Origin of the sequence: Streptomyces huasconensis, assembly GCF_021028635.1 — a bacterium.
Lineage (GTDB): Bacteria > Actinomycetota > Actinomycetes > Streptomycetales > Streptomycetaceae > Streptomyces > Streptomyces huasconensis.
This window is the reverse complement of the sequence record NZ_CP086119.1, coordinates 3,214,489-3,232,674: the sequence shown is the minus strand read 5'-3', so window position 1 is coordinate 3,232,674 and position 18,186 is coordinate 3,214,489. Positions and strand designations below refer to the sequence as shown.

The 18,186-nt window shown below is 72.5% G+C and carries 15 protein-coding genes and 1 riboswitch; of the genes, 11 read left to right on the top strand and 4 right to left on the bottom strand.

Annotated features, from left to right (window positions below; genetic code table 11):
- Positions 1-63 precede the first annotated feature (63 nt).
- Positions 64-807, top strand: a complete 744-nt coding sequence (locus J2N69_RS14500) for an MOSC domain-containing protein (RefSeq protein ID WP_230901117.1) — start codon at positions 64-66, stop codon at positions 805-807.
- Positions 804-1,544 (top strand): HNH endonuclease family protein, encoded by a 741-nt coding sequence (locus J2N69_RS14495; protein WP_408056728.1) that lies wholly within the window; start codon positions 804-806, stop codon positions 1,542-1,544. Before J2N69_RS14500 ends, J2N69_RS14495 begins: the two co-directional genes overlap by 4 nt.
- 271 nt (positions 1,545-1,815) lie before the next feature.
- On the opposite strand, the gene J2N69_RS14490 is transcribed toward J2N69_RS14495, so the two are convergent.
- The 3 genes from J2N69_RS14490 to J2N69_RS14480 form a co-directional block, all read right to left on the bottom strand.
- The gene (locus J2N69_RS14490) at positions 1,816-3,135 is read right to left on the bottom strand and encodes a UDP-glucose dehydrogenase family protein (protein ID WP_230901116.1); all 1,320 of its coding nucleotides are present in this window, start codon (positions 3,133-3,135) and stop codon (positions 1,816-1,818) included.
- A 70-nt stretch (positions 3,136-3,205) separates the two neighbouring features.
- Positions 3,206-3,643: an NUDIX domain-containing protein gene (locus J2N69_RS14485; protein WP_230901115.1), complete on the bottom strand. Its 438-nt coding sequence runs from the start codon at positions 3,641-3,643 to the stop codon at positions 3,206-3,208.
- 28 nt (positions 3,644-3,671) lie between these two features.
- Positions 3,672-5,438, bottom strand: coding sequence for an asparagine synthetase B family protein (locus J2N69_RS14480; protein ID WP_230901114.1), 1,767 nt, complete (start codon positions 5,436-5,438; stop codon positions 3,672-3,674).
- Positions 5,439-5,772: 334 nt separating this feature from the next.
- Between J2N69_RS14480 and J2N69_RS14475 the strand changes: the two genes are divergently transcribed.
- Entirely contained in the window at positions 5,773-7,164 is a 1,392-nt protein-coding gene (locus J2N69_RS14475) for a sporulation protein (RefSeq protein WP_408056727.1), read from the top strand.
- Between the two features lie 102 nt (positions 7,165-7,266).
- On the opposite strand, the gene J2N69_RS14470 is transcribed toward J2N69_RS14475, so the two are convergent.
- The gene (locus J2N69_RS14470; RefSeq protein WP_230904730.1) at positions 7,267-8,016 is read right to left on the bottom strand and encodes a hypothetical protein; all 750 of its coding nucleotides are present in this window, start codon (positions 8,014-8,016) and stop codon (positions 7,267-7,269) included.
- A 145-nt stretch (positions 8,017-8,161) separates the two neighbouring features.
- Between J2N69_RS14470 and J2N69_RS14465 the strand changes: the two genes are divergently transcribed.
- From J2N69_RS14465 to J2N69_RS14430, 8 genes are all read left to right on the top strand, one after another.
- On the top strand, positions 8,162-10,276 hold the full coding sequence (locus J2N69_RS14465; protein WP_230901112.1) for an N-6 DNA methylase: 2,115 nt from the start codon (positions 8,162-8,164) through the stop codon (positions 10,274-10,276).
- A gap of 129 nt (positions 10,277-10,405) precedes the next feature.
- On the top strand, positions 10,406-10,933 hold the full coding sequence (locus tag J2N69_RS14460; RefSeq protein WP_230901111.1) for a hypothetical protein: 528 nt from the start codon (positions 10,406-10,408) through the stop codon (positions 10,931-10,933).
- Positions 10,934-10,935: 2 nt separating this feature from the next.
- Positions 10,936-12,507 (top strand): serine/threonine-protein kinase, encoded by a 1,572-nt coding sequence (locus tag J2N69_RS14455; protein ID WP_269075613.1) that lies wholly within the window; start codon positions 10,936-10,938, stop codon positions 12,505-12,507.
- Between the two features lie 152 nt (positions 12,508-12,659).
- On the top strand, positions 12,660-13,343 hold the full coding sequence (locus tag J2N69_RS14450) for a SurA N-terminal domain-containing protein (protein WP_230901110.1): 684 nt from the start codon (positions 12,660-12,662) through the stop codon (positions 13,341-13,343).
- 31 nt (positions 13,344-13,374) lie between these two features.
- Positions 13,375-14,376 carry a nucleoside triphosphate pyrophosphohydrolase gene (locus tag J2N69_RS14445; RefSeq protein ID WP_230901109.1) on the top strand — a complete coding sequence of 334 codons (1,002 nt, stop codon included), beginning with the start codon at positions 13,375-13,377 and terminating at the stop codon, positions 14,374-14,376.
- A 180-nt stretch (positions 14,377-14,556) separates the two neighbouring features.
- Positions 14,557-15,867, top strand: coding sequence for a cytochrome P450 family protein (locus J2N69_RS14440; protein WP_230901108.1), 1,311 nt, complete (start codon positions 14,557-14,559; stop codon positions 15,865-15,867).
- 117 nt (positions 15,868-15,984) lie between these two features.
- The gene (locus J2N69_RS14435; RefSeq protein WP_230901107.1) at positions 15,985-17,046 is read left to right on the top strand and encodes a transglycosylase family protein; all 1,062 of its coding nucleotides are present in this window, start codon (positions 15,985-15,987) and stop codon (positions 17,044-17,046) included.
- Positions 17,047-17,240: 194 nt separating this feature from the next.
- Positions 17,241-17,427: riboswitch (cyclic di-AMP (ydaO/yuaA leader) on the top strand.
- A gap of 4 nt (positions 17,428-17,431) precedes the next feature.
- Positions 17,432-18,151, top strand: coding sequence for a LysM peptidoglycan-binding domain-containing protein (locus J2N69_RS14430; protein WP_127911863.1), 720 nt, complete (start codon positions 17,432-17,434; stop codon positions 18,149-18,151).
- Positions 18,152-18,186 lie beyond the last annotated feature (35 nt).

Below are 18,186 nucleotides of genomic sequence, written 5' to 3'. Positions count from 1 at the left end.
GTCCGCGACGCGCGGCAGCTACCGTGGAGCTCGCCAAGTCCGCCCAGGGGAGGGGAGAGCGCAGTGACGCTCAAGGTCGTGGGACTGCGCCGGTTCCCGGTGAAGTCGATGCTCGGCGAAGAGCACGACCGGCTGGAGTTCGACGCGACAGGCGCCGTCGGTGACCGGCGGTGGGCCCTGCGCTGCGCCGACGGCAAGCTGGGCAGCGGCAAGAACCACCCGCGCTTCCGCCGCATCCCCGGGCTCCTGGAGCACCACGCGGCCTACGACGACGAGGGCCTGCCCGTCATCACCGCACCGGACGGCGCGACGCTGTGCCCCGGCGACCCGCGCATTCCCGAGCGCTTCGGCGACGGCGTCGAACTGGTCCGTGAGGGGGAGGCGGCGGCCGGTTCGGAGGCGGGTTCGGCGGCCGGTCCGGAGGGCCACAAGGACGTCTCCGCCGTCTCCCTCATCGGCACCGCCTCGCTCCGCGCGCTCGGTGACCTGCTCGGTGACGCCGACCCCGTCGACGTACGGCGGCTGCGCAAGAACATCGTCGTGGAGACCGACGAACCCTGGATCGAGGAGAGCTGGATCGGCCGCGAGATCGTCCTCGGCGGCGGACACGGCACGGAGCCGCTCCGGCTGCGCGGCATCAAGCGCGTCAAGCGCTGCGTCATGGTCACCCAGGCCCAGCCCGGCCTCCCCGCCGACAACCGCGTCCTCAAGACGCTCACCGCCGCCCGCGGCATGTGCATCGGCATCCACACGGACGTCGTGACGCCCGCGCCGCTCGCCCTCGGCGACACGGTGGCCGTCCGGTGAACCGGCGCATCACCTCGGCCCTGCTGACGCTGGCCGCCGTCCCGGCACTGCTCCTCACCGGCTGCGGCCTCGACACCGAAAACCCGGCGGGCGGTGGCTCCGCGGGGTCCGGCGCGCGGGCGGGCTCCGCGCTGTCGGCCGTCGACACGCTCACCGTCAAGGGCCGCGCGCCCAAGACGGGTTACGACCGGGGCCGGTTCGGCAGCGCGTGGGCCGACACGGACTCCAACGGCTGCCCCACCAGGGACGACATACTCAAGCGGGACCTGAGTGACGTCACGTATCAGCGCTCACGTGGGGGCGAGGAGTGCAGGGTCGTCTCGGGCAGGCTCGCACCCGACCCCTACACCGGCAGGGACGTGACGTTCCGGCGCGGCCGCAGCCAGGTCGACATCGACCATCTCGTCGCCCTCTCGGACGCCTGGCAGAAGGGCGCGGCCCGCTGGTCGCCGGGCAAGCGCATCGCCTTCGCCAACGACCCGCTGAACCTCGTCGCCGTCGACGCCGGCCCCAACCGCAGCAAGGGAGACGGCGACACCGCGACCTGGCTGCCGCCGAACAAGGCGTACCGCTGCACGTATGTGGCCGGGCAGGTCGCGGTGAAGAAGAAATACGGGGTGTGGGTGACGGCGGCGGAACGGGACGCGATGAGAAGGGTCCTCTCCACCTGCCCGACCCAGCCCCTCCCGACCGGCCCGGCCCCGACCACGGCACCGTCACGTTTTCACGCCCGCTGAGCCGTGACCTGACCGCGGTAGTGGCCGGTCATCAGGGGGTGGACTCAGCCAAGGCGTACCGCTGCACGTATGTGGCCGGGCAGGTCGCGATGAAGAAGAAATACGGGGTGTGGGTGACGGCGGCGGAACGGGACGCGATGAGAAGGGTCCTCTCCACCTGCCCGACCCAGCCCCTCCCGACCGGCCCGGCCCCGACCACGGCACCGTCGCGTTTTCACGCCCGCTAAGCCGTGACCTGACCGCGGTAGTGGCCGGTCATCAGGCGGTGGACTCAGCGGTGGCCGAGGCACCGGATCGCCCAGCCGGCGTCGCGCCACCGGGCGGTGTCGAGGGTGCCGCGGGCGTCGATGACCTTGGGGTTGCGGGTGCGGGCAGCGAGTCGCCTCGGATCGATGGGGGAGAACTGCGGCCACTCGGTCAGGTGCAGCAGCAGGTCGGCGTCCTCGGCGGCGGCGATCGGATCCTCGACGTAGTCGAGCCCGGGGTGGAGCTTGCGGGCGTTGTCGAGGGCCTTGGGATCGGTGACGGTGACGGTCGCGCCGAGGCCGTGGAGGTCTTGGGCGACGGCCAGGGCGGGCGAGTCCCGGACGTCGTCGGTCCCAGGCTTGAAGGCGGCGCCCCAGACGGTGATCCGCTTGCCGCGCAGGTCGGTACCGAGCTCCTCGCGGGCGAGGTCGATGACACGCCGGCGACGGCGGGCGTTGACCGTGTCGGCTTCGCGGAGCATCCCGACGGCCTCGTCGGCGCCGAGTTCGTCGGCGCGGGTGATGAAGCCGCGCAGATCCTTGGGCAGACAGCCGCCGCCGAAGCCGAGGCCGGGCCGCATGCCGCGGCGTCCGATGCGGATGTCGTGGCCGAGGATGTCGGCGAGCTCGGCGACATCGGCGCCGGACTTCTCGCAGACCTCGGCCATCGCGTTGATGAAGGAGATCTTGGTGGCGAGGAAGGAGTTCGCGGCGCCCTTGGCGAGCTCGGCGGTGGCCCAGTCGGTGACGATCGTCGGCGTCCCGGAGTCGATGATCTCGGCGAACGCCTGCCGCAGCAGGGCCTCGGCCCGGGAGTGCCCGGTGTTGAAGCCGAGCACGAGCCGGTCGGGGCGGAGGGTGTCCTCGACGGCGAACGACTCGCGCAGGAACTCCGGGTTCCAGGCGACCTCGATGAGGTCCCCGGCGGGAGCCTGTTCGCGCAGGAGCTCGGCGACGCGGGGTGCGGTGCCGACGGGGACGGTCGACTTGACCGCGACGACGGCCGGCCGGGTCAGGCCGGGGGCCAGCCGGCGGACGGCCTCGAAGAGATGGCTGAGGTCGTAGGCGTCGCTGCCGGGCTGCTGCGGGGTGCCGACCCCGATGAAGTGCAGGTCGGCGAAGTCGGCGGCCTCCTTGTAGGAGGCGGTGAAGTGCAGCCGGCCCGACGCGGTGTGTGTGGCCAGGAGGTCGTCCAGGTCCCGCTCGAAGAACGGGGCCTTGCCGGAGTTCAGGGCGTGGACCTTGTCGATGTCCACGTCCATGCCCAGGACCTCGTGGCCCAGCTCGGCCATGCAGGCGGCGTGGGTGGCGCCGAGGTAGCCGCATCCGATCACGGTCATCTTCATGAGCGGGGTGTCCCTTCAGGTGCGGCCGCCGAACGGCCCCACCCTTGCTCCGCCCGGGAGGGCGGGGTGATCAGGAGGGCCGGGCGGCCAGGTGGCGGTTGATCCCGTCCCGGATGAACGGCGGGATCGTGAGGATGTCGAGGTGCTTGGGGGCGAAGAACTGGAGCTTGACGCCCTCGCTGAGCGGGAGGCCGGTCTCGTCGCCGTCCCAGGTGCCGGAGAAGAAGGTGATGATCTGCCCGGAGCCGCGGTGGTCGGTGATGTCGAACAGCTGGGTCAGGGGAACGACGGTGAGGCCGGCTTCCTCGTCGAGCTCGCGGACGATCGCGGCGGCCGGGTCCTCGCCGGGGTCGCATCCGCCGCCCAGCAGGCTCCAGTGGGCGGGCCAGGCGATGTCCGGCAGGTCATCGCGCAGGTGGAGGAGGAGTTCGCCGCGGCGGTTGGTGAGGATCGCGACGGCTCCGCGGGCGGCGCCCGGCTCCGGGTTCGCGGTGGTGTCGGAGTGCATTCCGACACGCTAATGCGGCAGTTGGGGCTCACGCGGCAGCCCGGGCGGCCTGGTCGGCGAACCAGGCAGCTGTCATGAGGGCCTGCATGCGGGTGCGGTCGAACCGGCACCCGCGGGTCAAACCTCCCTCGAGGAGCGGACGGAAGCCCGGCGGGGCGTCGGTGAGGGCGGAGCTGATCTGGGCGTCGGCCCATTCGGCGAGATCGCCGTTGAGCCAGGCGGGGATCGGGGAGGCGAAGCCGAGCTTGTCCCGGCCGGCCCAGACCTCGCGGGGCAGGCCGAGGGCCTTCGCGGTGTCCCGCAGGATTCGTTTGCCCTGAGCAGGGTCGGTGATCTTGTGGTCGACGGGCAGCCGGTACGACAGTTCGACCAGGTCGCGGGCGAGGTAGGGGGACCGGCGTTCGAGGGCGTAGGCGGAGGCGAGTTTGTCGCTGGTCATCACCAGCGGCCGCCAGGCCGTTGCCAGGTCCGCGAGGGTCAGGCCGCGGGCCAAGTCCCCGCCGGCGCGGGCCATCGCGTCGGCGACCAGGTCCCGCACCCGGCCGTCCGGGTCCGGGCCGCGAAGTATCAGCCGGGCCGCGGCCTCCGCCGCTTCCAGTGGTTCGCCCGCGGTGTGCAGGAGCTTGGCGGCCAGCGGCCGGTATGCCTCCAAGCCGGCGTTCAGGACGGCGTCGGGGCCGAAGAGGACCAAGGCCTGGCGAACGTAGCCCATCAGGAACTCGTCCGGCCCCAGCCCGCCGATCACCACCCGAAGCCCCAGATCGGCGACCTTCCGGTAGGCCATGTGCTCGGAGAACGTGGACGCGTTGCCCATGGGGTAGTCCAGAGCCCGCATCACATGCGGCAGGGCATGGGCGAAGTCGACCTGGTCCGGCTCGACCACGACCAGCTCGGCCTTGATGTCCCGGGCGATCACGGCCGCGACGGAGGACTCGTCGAGGCGGTCCTGGCCCGGGTAGCGGACGGTGACGCAGACGGGCGGCCGCATCAGGTAGGCCAGCACCGCCGAGTCCAGCCCGCCCGAGAGAAGGAGGGCGAAGTCGCAGGCCGGGGACCTGAGCGGGATCTGCTCGGTCAGGACGGTGGAGAACTTCGCCAGCGCCTCGGCGTAGGCGCCGGTGAACGGTGCCCGGTCCGCCAGGTGCCACCAGGTCATCTGGTCGAGCGAGCCGGTGGTGACGTCGAAGGACAGCAGGGTGGCGGGGGCCAGCAGTTGGATGCCCTGGAACGGGGTGTCCAGCCCGATGGGAGTCTCGATCGCGGTGACCTCCGGCCGCAGGACCAGCGGTGCCGGTCCGTAACCGGTCAGCGTGGTGACCTCGGAGGCGAACGCGAGCCGGCCGCCGTCCAGACGCCAGTAGAGCGGCTTCTCCCCCAGGCGGTCGCGGGCCAGGAACAGCTTCGCGACCCGCGGGTCATAGACGGAGAGGGCGAACATGCCGTCCAGGCCCTCCAGGCAGGACGGGCCGATTTTGGCCCAGGCCCGCAGCAGGAAGTGGGCGTCCGACTCCCGGTCGGCGATCTCGATGCCCCAAGCCGTCGCCTGCCGACGCCAGTTGTAGATCTGTCCGTTGAAGGCCAGGAGGATTCCGGTGGCCCGGTCCAGGTAGGGGCCGGGCATGGCCTGCGGATCGACGATGAGCAGGGTGTTCATGGCCAGCACCGCCCGCCCGTCACGGCTGGTGGCGTGCAGGGTGCCGTCCGGGCCCCGGTAGTGCTGTGAGGCGCCCATCGCGGCGACGGTCTTCTCGTGCCGGACGGCGTCGCCTCCGGCCAGTCCTGCGATTCCGCACATCTGGTTCACCTCTGGGCGTGCAGTCGTGGTGCGTGGCGGCGGTCGCCGCCGGGAGCCCTTTCCTGGCGTCCCGGCGGCGGCCTGTGCCTTCATCACACCCGTCGCGGCCGGCGCCGGGGAGGGCTCGCAGGGGGGCTCGCAACTCGCGAAAGCAGTGCACCCAGGGTTCGCGGGGCAATACTCTCGGTGTCCCATGAGGTGGAGGGCAGCCGCCCTTCCCTGACGGCCGGAAGCCGTGCGGCCGAATGTGCCCTGTCGCGCGAAGTGGCCCTGTGGCATTCCTCGTCAGCGGCTTCATCACATCGCTGACCTGTGGTGGAAGAGGGGACTGAAGGTGGCGTCGACCAGCCGTCGGAAGCGGCCTCCCAATCCGGACTTGGCCCGGCTCATCGAGACCTGCGGGGCGAGCCACAAATCGCTGGCCCTGCGGGTCAATCAGCTTGCCCGGCATGCAGGGCTGGAGACGGACTACTCGCATACCTCCCTCGCCAATTGGTGCCGGCGGGGCATGCTTCCCAAGTGGCCGGTGCCGGCCCTGCTCGCTCAGGCGATCGCCGAACGGCTCGGGCGGCCGGTGTCTCCGGCGGACATCGGTATGGGCGGCGCGGAGACACCGGACACGAGAGTGGGGTTGGATTTCCCCCGGGACCGTGCTGATGCGGTCCGAGTGGCCACGTCGTTCTGGAGTTTCGTGAACCGCCGCGACTTCCTGACCGGACCCGGATTCGCCGTATCCGCGTTCACCACCCCCGTGACCCGCTGGCTGGTCACCCCCGCCGACGATGCCGCCGACCACAAGGGCAGCAAGCAGGTGGGCCGGGCCGACCTGGACGAACTCCGCGAAGCGGCCGGTGAGGCCCGCCGCTGGGACTCCAAATACGGCGGGGGCAACTGGAAGGCCGACTCCGTCACCGTCTGCCTCAAGGAACGGGCCGCCCCGCTGCTGCGGGGCTCCTTCACCGACGCGGTCGGCCGGGAGCTGTTCTCCGTCACCGGCGAGCTGTCGCGGCTGGCGGGGTGGACCGCGTTCGATGTCGGCCGGCACGACGTCGCCCAGCGGCACTTCATCCAGGCTCTCCGGTTGGCCCGCGCGGGCGGAGACGTCGAGCTGGGCTGCTATGTCCTGACGACGATGGCGATGCAGTCGCTGCTGCGGGGCTTCGCCTCCGAGGCCGTCGACATGGCGCAGGGAGCCTTCGAACGGGGCAAGGGCCAAGCGGCCCCCAGGGTGCTGGCGTTCACCAAGCTCATCGAGGCCCGGGCCCACGCCCGCGAAAGGGACGCCAGAACCGCCTCAGGGGCCCTGAAGGCTTCGGAGGAATTGTTGAGCCGGGCGGAGGCTTTCAGCGGCTCGGAGCCCGCCTGGATCGACTTCTACGACCACGCCCGTCTGTCCGCGGACGCCGCCGAGGTCTTCCGCGACCTCAAGAACCCCAAGGCGGCCCTCGCGTGGAACCAGCAGGCCGCCGCCATGCCGTCCGGGGTGTTCACCCGCTCGGTCGGGATGCGGCTGGCGATCGTGGGGACCGCCCACCTCCAGGCCCGCGACCTCGACCAGGGCCTTGAGCTCGGCAACCGGTCCGTGGACATCCTCGCCCGCGTCCAGTCCTCCCGGGCCAAGGACTACGTCCGCGAGTTCAACGCTGCCCTCGCCCCCTGGCGCCGGGAACCACCCGTCCGGGAGTTCCTCCACCGCACCCGCACCGAACTCGGCATCGCCGCCTGAGACGACCCGCACCACCCGAGGCAGTCCGTACGCCGCGATCGCCGGGACTTCACATCAGCGGGCGAGGCGTCCCGCCGCTGCGGGCCCGGCACGCGCAGAGGCTCAGAGCTTGTCGAGGTCCATGACGTCGCCGGTCGGGGGCGTCGTCTTCACCGGCTTCTCGTAGTCGCCGAAGGTCAGGGACTCGGTCTTCCCGCCGTCCCCGTCCTTCTTCGTGTCGACCTTCAGCAGGTACGGCTTGCCCTTGGTGGCGACGTAGAGGGTGTACTTGGTCGCGCCGTCGCGCTCCGTCAGCTTGATCGCGGGGGTGCCGTCGACCGTGGTCGTGCCGCCCTTGCGGGCCGAGGACCGGGTGCCCTTGAAGTCGGCGAGCAGGACGTCGAGGTCGCAGAATGCGGCGATCTCCTTGGCGTCGGCGCTCGTGGCCCGCGTCTTCACCCAGCGGCCGGCCATCATCTCGACCGCGGCCTCCACATCGGCCTTGGGCTCGCCCTTGCTCTGGGCGCGCAGGAGCTTCTCGTCGTACTTCATGTAGACGGTCTTGCCCGGGACGATCAGCTCGATCGAGCCCTCCTTGTTCATGCCCATGGTGCCCGCGCACTTGCCCTTGGTGTCCATGGCCATGTCGAGCGAGATCAGCCCGGACGCCTCGTCCGTGACCTCGCCCTTGATGCTCAGGGACGAGGCGCCCGAGGTCGTGTCGACGGCCTTCTCGGCGATCTCGCCGCCGGACATGCCCGCGAAGGGGCCCTTCTCGGCCGCCCCGGCCTTGCCGTTCTCGGAGCCGCACGCCGTGAGTCCGGCCGTCGCGGCGGTGGCGAGGCAGACGGCGGCGATGGCGGTACGGCGCAGACGCAGGTGGTGACGCATGGTTCCCCCCAAGGGATGTCGTTTGATGCGGACATCACAGCAGATCCGTGTGAACCGAGTCAACACGAGTGAGTGTGAGTCAGTTATTAACGGTCGTGAAGCCGACCGTGCGGAAGATCGTCTGGGTATGCTCGACCGCGCGCGACTGACCCCGCGCGACGAGGGGAGCTGCTGCATGAAGGCGCGGGACGACGCGACCGAAGTGACCGCCGCCGGGATCGCCCGGCTCGCCGGGGTGGGACGCGCCGCCGTGAGCAACTGGCGGCGCAGGCACGCTGACTTCCCCAAGCCCGTGGGCGGCACGGAGACCAGCCCCTCCTTCGCCCTCGCCGACGTAGAACGCTGGCTGCGCGCCCAGGGCAAGCTCGTCGAGGTGCCCTTGCGCGAACGCGTCTGGCAGCAGCTCGCCGGGCACCCCGCCGGGCCCGTCACCGCGCTCTTGCACGCCGGCTGCGCCCTGCTCCTGGTCCGCGACCGGCCACCGGCCTGGCTCGCGCTCAGCGCCGTGTCGGACGAGCGCATGGCCCAGCTCCTGCCCGGCGAACTCGAAGACGTCGTGACCCCGCGGTTCGGGGGACACCGAGAGAGAGCGGTGCACGTCCCCGAACCCGCCGAACTCCTGCCCTCCGTCCCGCTGTTGCGCGGCGTCGCCGAGCTGGCGGCCGAACTCGGCGCCCGGGGCGCGTACGAGTTCCTGCTCGGCCGGCAGACCGACGCCAACCCCCGCCAGTACACGCTGACCCCGGACGGCCCCGCCGCCCTCATGGCCCGGCTCGCCACCAGCGCGGCCCCCGCCCGCACCGTCCTCGACCCCGCCTGCGGCACCGGCGCGCTGCTGCGCGCCGTCGAGCCGCGTCCCGACCAGCACCTGTACGGCCAGGACAGCGCGCCCGAACTGGCCGCCCTCACCGCGCTGCGCCTCGCCCTGCACTCCGACGCGACCGTCCGCACGAGGGCCGCCGACACCCTGCGCGCCGACGCCTACGACGACCGCAGGGCCGATGCCGTGCTCTGCCACCCGCCGTTCAACGAACGCAACTGGGGCCATGACGAACTGGCCTACGACACCCGCTGGGAGTACGGCTTCCCGGCCCGCGTCGAGTCCGAACTCGCCTGGGTCCAGCACGCGTTGGCCCGCCTCGTCGACGGCGGCACCGCCGTCCTGCTGATGCCGCCCGCCGCCGCCTCCCGCCGCTCGGGCCGCCGCATCCGGGCCGACCTGCTGCGGCGCGGCGCCCTGCGCGCGGTCATCGCGCTGCCCGCCGGGGCGGCACCGCCGTACAACCTCCCGCTGCACGTCTGGGTGTTGCGCAGGCCGGGCCCGGCCACGCCGCCCGCCGGCGCGCTGCTCCTCGTGGAGGCGGCCGGGGTGCCCGACACCGACGGCCGCGACAAGCAGCTGTGGCCCGCCGTGCAGGACGCCGTGCTCGACGCCTGGCACCGCTTCGACCGGCACGGCACGGTCGAGGAACGCCCCGGCCTCGCCCGCTCGGTGCCGGTGCTCGACCTCCTCGACGACGAGGTCGACCTGGCCCCGGCCCGGCGGCTGCCGCCCCCGGCCGCGGGCGGCGGCGCCACGGAGCTGGCGACCGTACGCAAGAACCTCGGCGAGGCGCTGCGCCGCACCGCGGACCTCACCCCGCCCCTGCCCCCGCGGGAGGCCGCCCGGCCCGCGGCCCGCCCGCCCCTGACCACCGTCGGCGAACTGGCCCGCGCCGGCGCCCTGACCCTGCACACCGGGACCGGCGCCGGGAGCGGCGGCGTCCCCGTCCTCACCGACCACGACGTCCTGACCGGCGGCGCGCCCTCGGGGGCCCCGCACGAGGGCGGCCCGGACGACACGGTCGTGCACACCGAGCCCGGGGACGTCGTCGTCCCCGTCTTCGGCGGCGGAGCAGCGGCCCGCGTCGTCGACGAGGCCACCGCGGGCGCCGCGCTCGGCCGCGGCCTCACCCTGCTGCGCCCCGACCCGGCCGTGCTCGACCCCTGGTTCCTCGCGGGCTTCCTGCGCGGCACCGCCAACCACCGCCGCGCCAGCAGCTACGCCTCCACCTCCGCCCGGCTCGACGTGCGCCGCCTCCAGCTGCCGCGCCTGCCGCTCGCCGGACAGCGCGGCTACAGCGAGCGGTTCCGGGAACTGGCCGCCTTCGAGGACGCCGTGCGCCTCGCGGCCCGGCTCGGCGAGCGGCTGGTGCGCGGCATGCACGACGGACTGACGGAGGGCACGCTTCCGGCGGAGTGAGGGAGGCGCTCCCCGCCACACCGCCGTGACCAGTACGGCAACGGTTCGGTACAACCCGGGACCGCTCTCCGGTGTCGGCCTATACGCTCGGTCCGCGTTCGTTCGTCCTTTCAGGTATCAGGAGCAGCCATGCACGGCCACGGCCACGCCCCGCAGCAACCGCCGCCCCCGGCCGGGGGCTCACCGGTGACGCTGCGCGTGCTGTTCGTCGTCCTCGCCGTCGTGACCTGTGGCCTGCTCGCGTGGGCGTCGCTGCTGCGGCTCGCGATCGTGACCCGCAAGGCGTACGACTGGGTGTTCTTCGGGCTCGTCGCGGCGCTCGACGTCACGGCCCTCGTGCTGATCGGCGTGGACCCCGGCGAGGAGGAGTTCCAGGGCCCGGGCAACGCGGGCATGGTGATCCTGCTGTGCACGCTGATGGCCGCCGTCGCCTACTACCTGTTCGCGGACATACGCCACTTCAGCCGCCTCCGGCAGCCGGCGTTCACCCCCTACGCACCGCCCGCGACGCCCCCCGCCTACTACGGCTACCCGGCGGCGCCCCCGCCCGTCCAGGAGACCCCGCCCGCGCCCCCCGCGCCCGCCCGCATCCACCAGGTCCGCGCCGAGCTCGACGAGCTGAGCGACTTCCTGCGCAAGCAGCAGGGCGGCAACTGACCGTGGCACAGGGCACCGGGACCGGCGGCCGGGGCAGCCGGGTCGTCGCAGGCCGCTATGAACTCTCCACCCTCATCGGCCAGGGCGGCATGGGACAGGTCTGGACGGCGTACGACCAGCGCCTGGACCGCCGCGTCGCCGTCAAGCTGCTGCGCCCCGACCGGGTCGCGGGCGCCGAGGCCGAGGAGCTGCGCCGCCGCTTCGTGCGCGAGTGCCGGGTCACCGCGCAGGTCGACCACCCCGGCCTGGTCACCGTCCACGACGCGGGCAGCGAGCCCACCGAGGACGGCGCCCTCTTCCTCGTCATGCAGTACGTCGACGGCGCCGACCTCGGCGACCACCTCGCCGAACACGACCCCTACCCCTGGCAGTGGACCGTCGCCGTCGCCGCGCAGCTGTGCGCCGTGCTCTCCGCGGTGCACGCCGTGCCGATCGTCCACCGCGACCTGAAACCGCGGAACGTGATGGTCAAGCAGGACGGCACGATCAGCGTCCTCGACCTCGGCATCGCCTCCGTGATGGACACCGACACCACCCGCCTCACCCACACCGGCTCCCCGATCGGCAGCCCCGCCTACATGGCCCCGGAGCAGGCGATGGGCGGCGCCGTCGGCCCGTACACCGACCTCTACGCCCTCGGCGTGCTGATGCACGAACTGCTCAGCGGCGACGTGCCGTTCTCCGGCTCCACCGCCCTCGGCGTCCTCCACCGCCACCTGTACGAACCGCCGCTGCCGGTCCGCCGCCTGCGCCCCGAGGTGCCCGAGGCCCTGGAGTCCCTCGTCCTGCGCCTGCTCGCCAAGGACCCCCAGCACCGCCCCGCCAGTGCCCAGCAGGTCTACGAGGAACTGGCGCCGCTGCTGCCCGCCCGCGGCATCCCCTCCGGCCATCCGCTCGACCCCACCCGGCCCTTCCTGCGCCCCCTCGCGCCCTGGCCGGACCGCGCCGCGACGCCCGCGCCCGCCCCCGACCTGCCGCCGCAGCCGCCCGGGCCCCCCGGTACGCCGCCGGGGCAGGACGTCGCCCGCGCCGTCGAGGACGTCCGGCGCCTCCTCGGCGAGGGCCGCATCACCCAGGCCGTGGACATCCTCGGCGCGATCCTGCCGGCCGCCGCGGCCCAGCACGGCGAGCACTCACCCGTCGTACGCACCCTGCGCAAGCAGTACGCGGCCACGCTCATGGACGACGGGCAGTACCGCCGCGCCCTGCCCGAGCTGCGGCGCCTCGCCGACGAGCGGGCCGCCGAGTCCGGCCACGCCGACCCGCACTCCCTCCAGTTCCGGTACGAGGCCGCGCAGTGCCTGGAGCAGCTCGGCGAACCGGCCGCGGCCCTCGCCGAGTACCGCGCGCTGCTCCCCTACTACGAGAACCAGTACGCGACGGACGACCGCCGCCAGTCCCTGGAGATCCGCCGCCGCATCGGCCACCTGCTGCTCGCCCTCGGCGACCGGCCCGCCGCCCACGACACCCTGGCGCGCCTGCTGCACGACGCGGAGCTGCTGCACGGGCCGGGCCACCCGTTCCCCGCGGAGATCCGGCGGACCTTGCAGTGGCTCGGACAGGTGCGCGGCTGACGCTCGTACGGCGGGGCGAGGGTGCCCCAACCCCCGGGAAATCGTTGGTCGAATACCTGTCGAATAGCTGGCCGGGAAGACGGCCACTGCCTACCATCGATCACTGCCGGACTTTGTGCACCGACGCACAAACTCGTAGCAGGGAGGCCCCCTTGCACCGCCGCACCAGCCGTCGCACCGCGCTCGTCCTCTCCACCGCCGCGCTCGTCGCGGCCCCCCTCCTCACCGCCTGCGGCAGCGAGGCGCATCCCGGCGCCGCGGCCGTGGTCGGCGGCGACCGCATCACGGTCGCGCAGCTGGAGAGCCGGGTGAACGAGGTGCGCGACGCGCAGCGGGCCGCCGTCCCCGACGACACCCAGTACGAGCAGGCCATCGCCAAGTCCGGCGGCCTCACCCGCAGCACGCTGCACACGATGGTGCTCGACAAGGTCCTGCACCGCGCGGCCGCCGACGCCGGGGTGCGGGTGACGCGCCGCGACGTCCAGCGGATGCGGGCGGGCCTGGAGAAGCAGGCGGGCGGCGGGAAGGCCCTGGAAGAGGGCTGGCTCCAGCAGTACGGCGTCGCCCCCGCCCGCCTCGACGACAGCCTGCGCACGGAGATCGAGGCGCAGAAGCTCGCGCAGAAGCTCGGCGCGGACATGCAGTCGCCCGAGGGCCAGGCCGTCTTCTGGAAGGCGCTGACCGCGGCCTCCAAGAAGCTCGACGTCGACCTCAACCCGCGCTACGGCACCTGGGACGTCGACAAGAACAAGCGGGTGGACGCCAAGACGCCGTGGGTGCGGCAGGTCTCCGAGGACGCCGGCTCCGCTCAGGGGCCGCAGGAACCGCAGGCGTAGGCGCGGGCGCGGGCTGGGTTACGTTCGAGAGGTGAACGACACCCAGACCCCGCCCCCGGCCGACGCGTCCACCGGCCGCGTCATCCTGCTGACCACCAGCCACCGCGTCGCGCCCGGCCTGCTGTCCTGGCCCGCCTGGCAGGCCCTGCGCGGCGCCGACGCCGTCCTGTGCGGCGACGGCGGTCATCCGCAGCTGCCGTACCTGCGCGAGGCGGGCGTGACCGTGACGCACGCGTCGCCGACCGCCGAGGAACTGGTGGACGCCTGCGCGGGCGGCCGCACGGTCGTGGTCGTCGCCACCGCCGAGGGCGACCGCCCCCTCACCGACGGCCTGGCCCGCCTCGCCGGCTCGGGCCGCGTCGCCATGCCGGACCTGGAGCTGCTCCCCGCCTCCTACGACCTGCCGGGCGCCCGCCTGCTCGACCTGGTGCAGGTGATGGACCAGATCCGCGTCGCGTGCCCGTGGTCCTCGCAGCAGACGCACAAGGGCCTGGCCAAGTACGCGATCGAGGAGGCGTACGAGCTGGTCGAGGCGATCGAGGACGGCGACCGCGAGGAGCTGCGGGAGGAACTGGGCGACGTGCTGCTCCAGGTGGTCTTCCACGCGCGGATCGCCGAGGAGGGCGGCCCCGGCGAGGAGGACGAGCCGTTCTCCATCGACGACGTCGCGGGCGGCATCGTCGACAAGCTCATCCACCGCCACCCGCACGTCTTCGGCGACGACTCGGCGGACACCCCCGAGGACGTGAAGGCGCACTGGCTGCGCACCAAGGCCGTGGAGAAGCAGCGCTCATCGCTGACGGAGGGCATCCCCGTGGGCCAGCCCGCGCTCGCCCTGACCGCGAAACTGGCCTCCCGCGTCCGCACGGCGGGCCTCAAAGTGGAGCTGCCGTCGGGCGAGGGCATCGGCTACGAACTCCTCACCCTGGCCCTGCAGGCGGAAGCACAGGGCATCGACCCAGAAGCAGCCCTACGCTCAGCGGCCCGCGCCTACCGCGAGGCGGTACAAACAGCCGAGGCAGCAACCCGCTAACGGCCCGCCCACCAAAGCCGCCGCTGAAGGGGCGCGGGGAACTGCGCGAGCAACCACAACGCACCCGCACCCGCCAACCGCACCGCACCCGGCAGACGCACAGGCGAGGAAGGGCACCCGAACCCCCGCCAAGCCCTGGCAGCCCGCCCCCGCCCCCACCCCGCCGGATACGGTCACCCCATGCCCGACCCGCACCCCACCCCGCCCACCCCCGAGCCCCAGGGCCCCGAACTCTTCACCTGGGAGTTCGCCACCGACCCTTACCCCGCCTACGCCTGGCTCCGAGAGAACTCCCCCGTACACAGAACCACCCTCCCCAGCGGCGTCGAGGCCTGGCTGGTCACCCGCTACGCGGACGCGCGCCACGCACTGGCCGACCACCGGCTCAGCAAGAACCCCGCCCACCACGACGAGCCCGCCCACGCCAAGGGCAAAACCGGCATCCCCGGCGAACGCAAGGCCGAGCTGATGACGCATCTGCTCAACATCGACCCGCCGGACCACACCCGCCTGCGCCGCCTCGTCTCGAAGGCGTTCACCCCACGCCGCGTCGCCGAGTTCGCGCCCCGCGTACAGGAGCTGACGGACGGCCTCATCGACGCCTTCGCGGCGAGGGGCGAGGCCGACCTCATCCACGAGTTCGCCTTCCCGCTCCCCATCTACGCCATCTGCGACCTGCTCGGCGTCCCCCGCGAGGACCAGGACGACTTCCGCGACTGGGCGGGCATGATGATCCGGCACGGCGGAGGCCCGCGCGGCGGCGTCGCCCGCTCCGTGAAGAAGATGCGCGGCTACCTCGCCGAGCTGATCCACCGCAAGCGCCTCGACCCCGGCGACGACCTCATCTCCGGCCTCATCCGCGCCTCCGACCACGGCGAGCACCTCACGGAGAACGAGGCCGCCGCGATGGCCTTCATCCTCCTCTTCGCCGGCTTCGAGACCACCGTCAACCTCATCGGCAACGGCATGTACGCCCTCCTCACCCACCCCGAGCAGCGCGCACGGCTGCAGCAGGCGCTGGCGGAGGGCGACACGGGCCTGCTGGAGACCGGCGTGGAGGAACTCCTCCGCTTCGACGGACCCGTGGAGCTGGCCACCTGGCGGTTCGCCACCGAGGCGCTGACCCTCGGCGGGCAGGACATCGCCGTCGGCGACCCCGTCCTCGTCGTGCTCGCCGCCGCCGACCGCGACCCGGAACGCTTCGACCGGCCCGACACCCTGGACCTCTCCCGCCGCGACAACCAGCACCTCGGCTACGGCCACGGCATCCACTACTGCCTCGGCGCCCCGCTCGCCCGCCTGGAGGGCCAGACCGCCCTCGCGACGTTGCTCAGGCGCCTGCCCGACCTGCAACTGGCGGCCGATCCGGCGGATTTGCGGTGGCGTGGCGGGCTGATCATGCGGGGACTGCGCACCCTGCCGGTGAAGTTCACAGACGCACAGGAAACGGCCCCGGACCAGCACCGTTCTGACGGCACGTCACAACTGTGATGTTGACGTGATCTCCGCTGCATCGACTTGTGACAAGCGTTCGAGTGCGGCTACGTTCACGTCCACTCGGGCACCCGGTGCCCAAGTCGCCGTAACAGTCTCCTGAAAGGCAACCGCATGCTCTCCGGCAATGGTCGTCACCGACGCCCCCGCCAGGCCCCGGCCCTCATCGTCGCGGCAGGAGTCACCGGGTCCGCCATCGCCATCCCGCTGCTCGGAGCCACCAGCGCGAGCGCCGCCGAGACGGTGACGTGGGACCGGCTCGCCGAGTGCGAGAGCGGCGGCGCGTGGAGCGCCAACCCCGGGAACGGTTACTACGGAGGACTCCAGCTCTCCGAGGAGATGTGGGAGAAGCACGGCGGCCTCGACTACGCGCCGAGCGCCGACCAGGCCTCCAAGTCCCAGCAGATCGCCGTGGCCGAGCGGATTCTCGACGGGCAGGGCCCCCAGGCCTGGCCGAGCTGCGCCCCGATCGCCGGGCTCACCGACGGCGGAGCCGCGGCCGACGTGGACCCGGGCGACCCGGTCACCCCGGACGCGACGGATTCCAAGGCGCCCGAGAAGTCCAAGGAGCCCAAGGAGTCCAAGGAGTCCAAGGGGCGCAAGGACAAGACGGACAAGGACGCCGGCAAGGCCTCCGACGACACGTCAAAGGCCCCTGACTCCGCACGCGACGGCGAAGGCGACCCGAGCGACACGCCCGACCCGGACAGCGCCTCCCGAGACAAGAATCACGACACGGGGGACAAGGGAGACAAGGGAGCAGGCGAGGGAGAGAGGGCCGACAAGGGCGGCGACAGCGCCACGGACGGCAAGTCCGGGCGCGCGGAGGCCCCTTCCTCCGGCGGCCCCGCGTCCAAGGACCCGGCCACCCCCGCCGACGACTCCACCCCCGGCCGCCACCGCGGCGACCGCGCGGACGAGAACCCCTCCTCCGGGAGCGAGAGCGGCAGCGGCGGCGACCGCCCCGGCCGGCACGCCTCGCGTGGCGGCGAGCGCACCGAGAAGGTGGCGGACGGGGCGTACACGGTGCGCTCCGGTGACAACCTGTCGGCCATCGCGGACGACCTTGACGTCAAGGGCGGTTGGCACGAGCTGTACACCGAGAACAAGAAGACCGTCGGTGCCGACCCGGACCTCATTCTCCCCGGTCAGAGCCTCGATTTGGGCGAAAAGTAGAGGTAATTGACGACCCGTCCACCGGCCGCTTCGGGCTGTATGCCCCAATTGGCGCGAGTGAGAGATGGGTCTCAGAAGCCCTGATCGTCTTTGAAATTCCGGCGATCGCGTGACTACGGTCGTCAACGCCCGCCATTGGTGGGCCCCGCCGGTCGGTACGCCGAATCCTGCCAACGGCCGGACGGGAACAGTCGTCGCTTCGAGCGCCGTAGGCAGGAGCGGGGGACCCAAGGTAAGCCGCCGGGTCCGCACGTCGAGCTCCGAGGAGGAGCGGGACGTACGGAACCGGCTAGGGGTGAAGTCGCACTCAGGAAGTGCGGCCGGGCAACTTCACTGGCCCGAACCCGACAGCTCACCTCGCAGGCGTCGGTGAGGGGATGAACTCATGCTGTTTTCCAGCAAGGGCAAGCACCGTCGTCCGTCCAAGGCCACTCGTGTCGTCACGCTCGCCGGTGTCACCGGTGCGGCCGTGGCCGCCCCGCTGATGGCCGCCGGCTCGGCCTCCGCCGCCACCGGCCAGGAGTGGGACGCCGTCGCCCAGTGCGAGTCCGGCGGCAACTGGTCGATCAACACCGGCAACGGCTACCAGGGCGGCCTGCAGTTCTCGCCGTCCACCTGGGCCGCGTACGGCGGCACGCAGTACGCGCCCACCGCCGACAAGGCCTCCAAGGCCCAGCAGATCGCGGTCGCCGAGAAGGTCCTCGCGGGCCAGGGCAAGGGTGCCTGGCCGCACTGCGGCGTCGGCCTCTCGGGCGCCGCGTACAACGGTGGCGCCCCGCAGCAGCAGGCCCCGCAGCAGCAGGCCAAGCCGCAGCCGAAGCCGCAGCAGACGCAGCAGCAGGCCGCCCCGCAGCACCAGACGCAGCAGGCCCCGAAGCCGCAGCCCGCGCCGCAGACCGAGTCCAAGAAGACCGTCGAGACCCCGACCGGCAAGACGGTCAAGAAGGGCGACGGCGAGTACAAGGTCAAGACCGGCGACACGCTGTCCAAGATCGCCGCGGCGCAGGACGTCAAGGGCGGCTGGCAGAAGATCTACAAGCTCAACGGCGACATCATCGAGAACGCCGACGTCATCTACCCGGGCCAGCAGCTCCACCTGAGCTGACCCGGCTCCCCCCGGAGACGCGGCCGTGCCTCGGC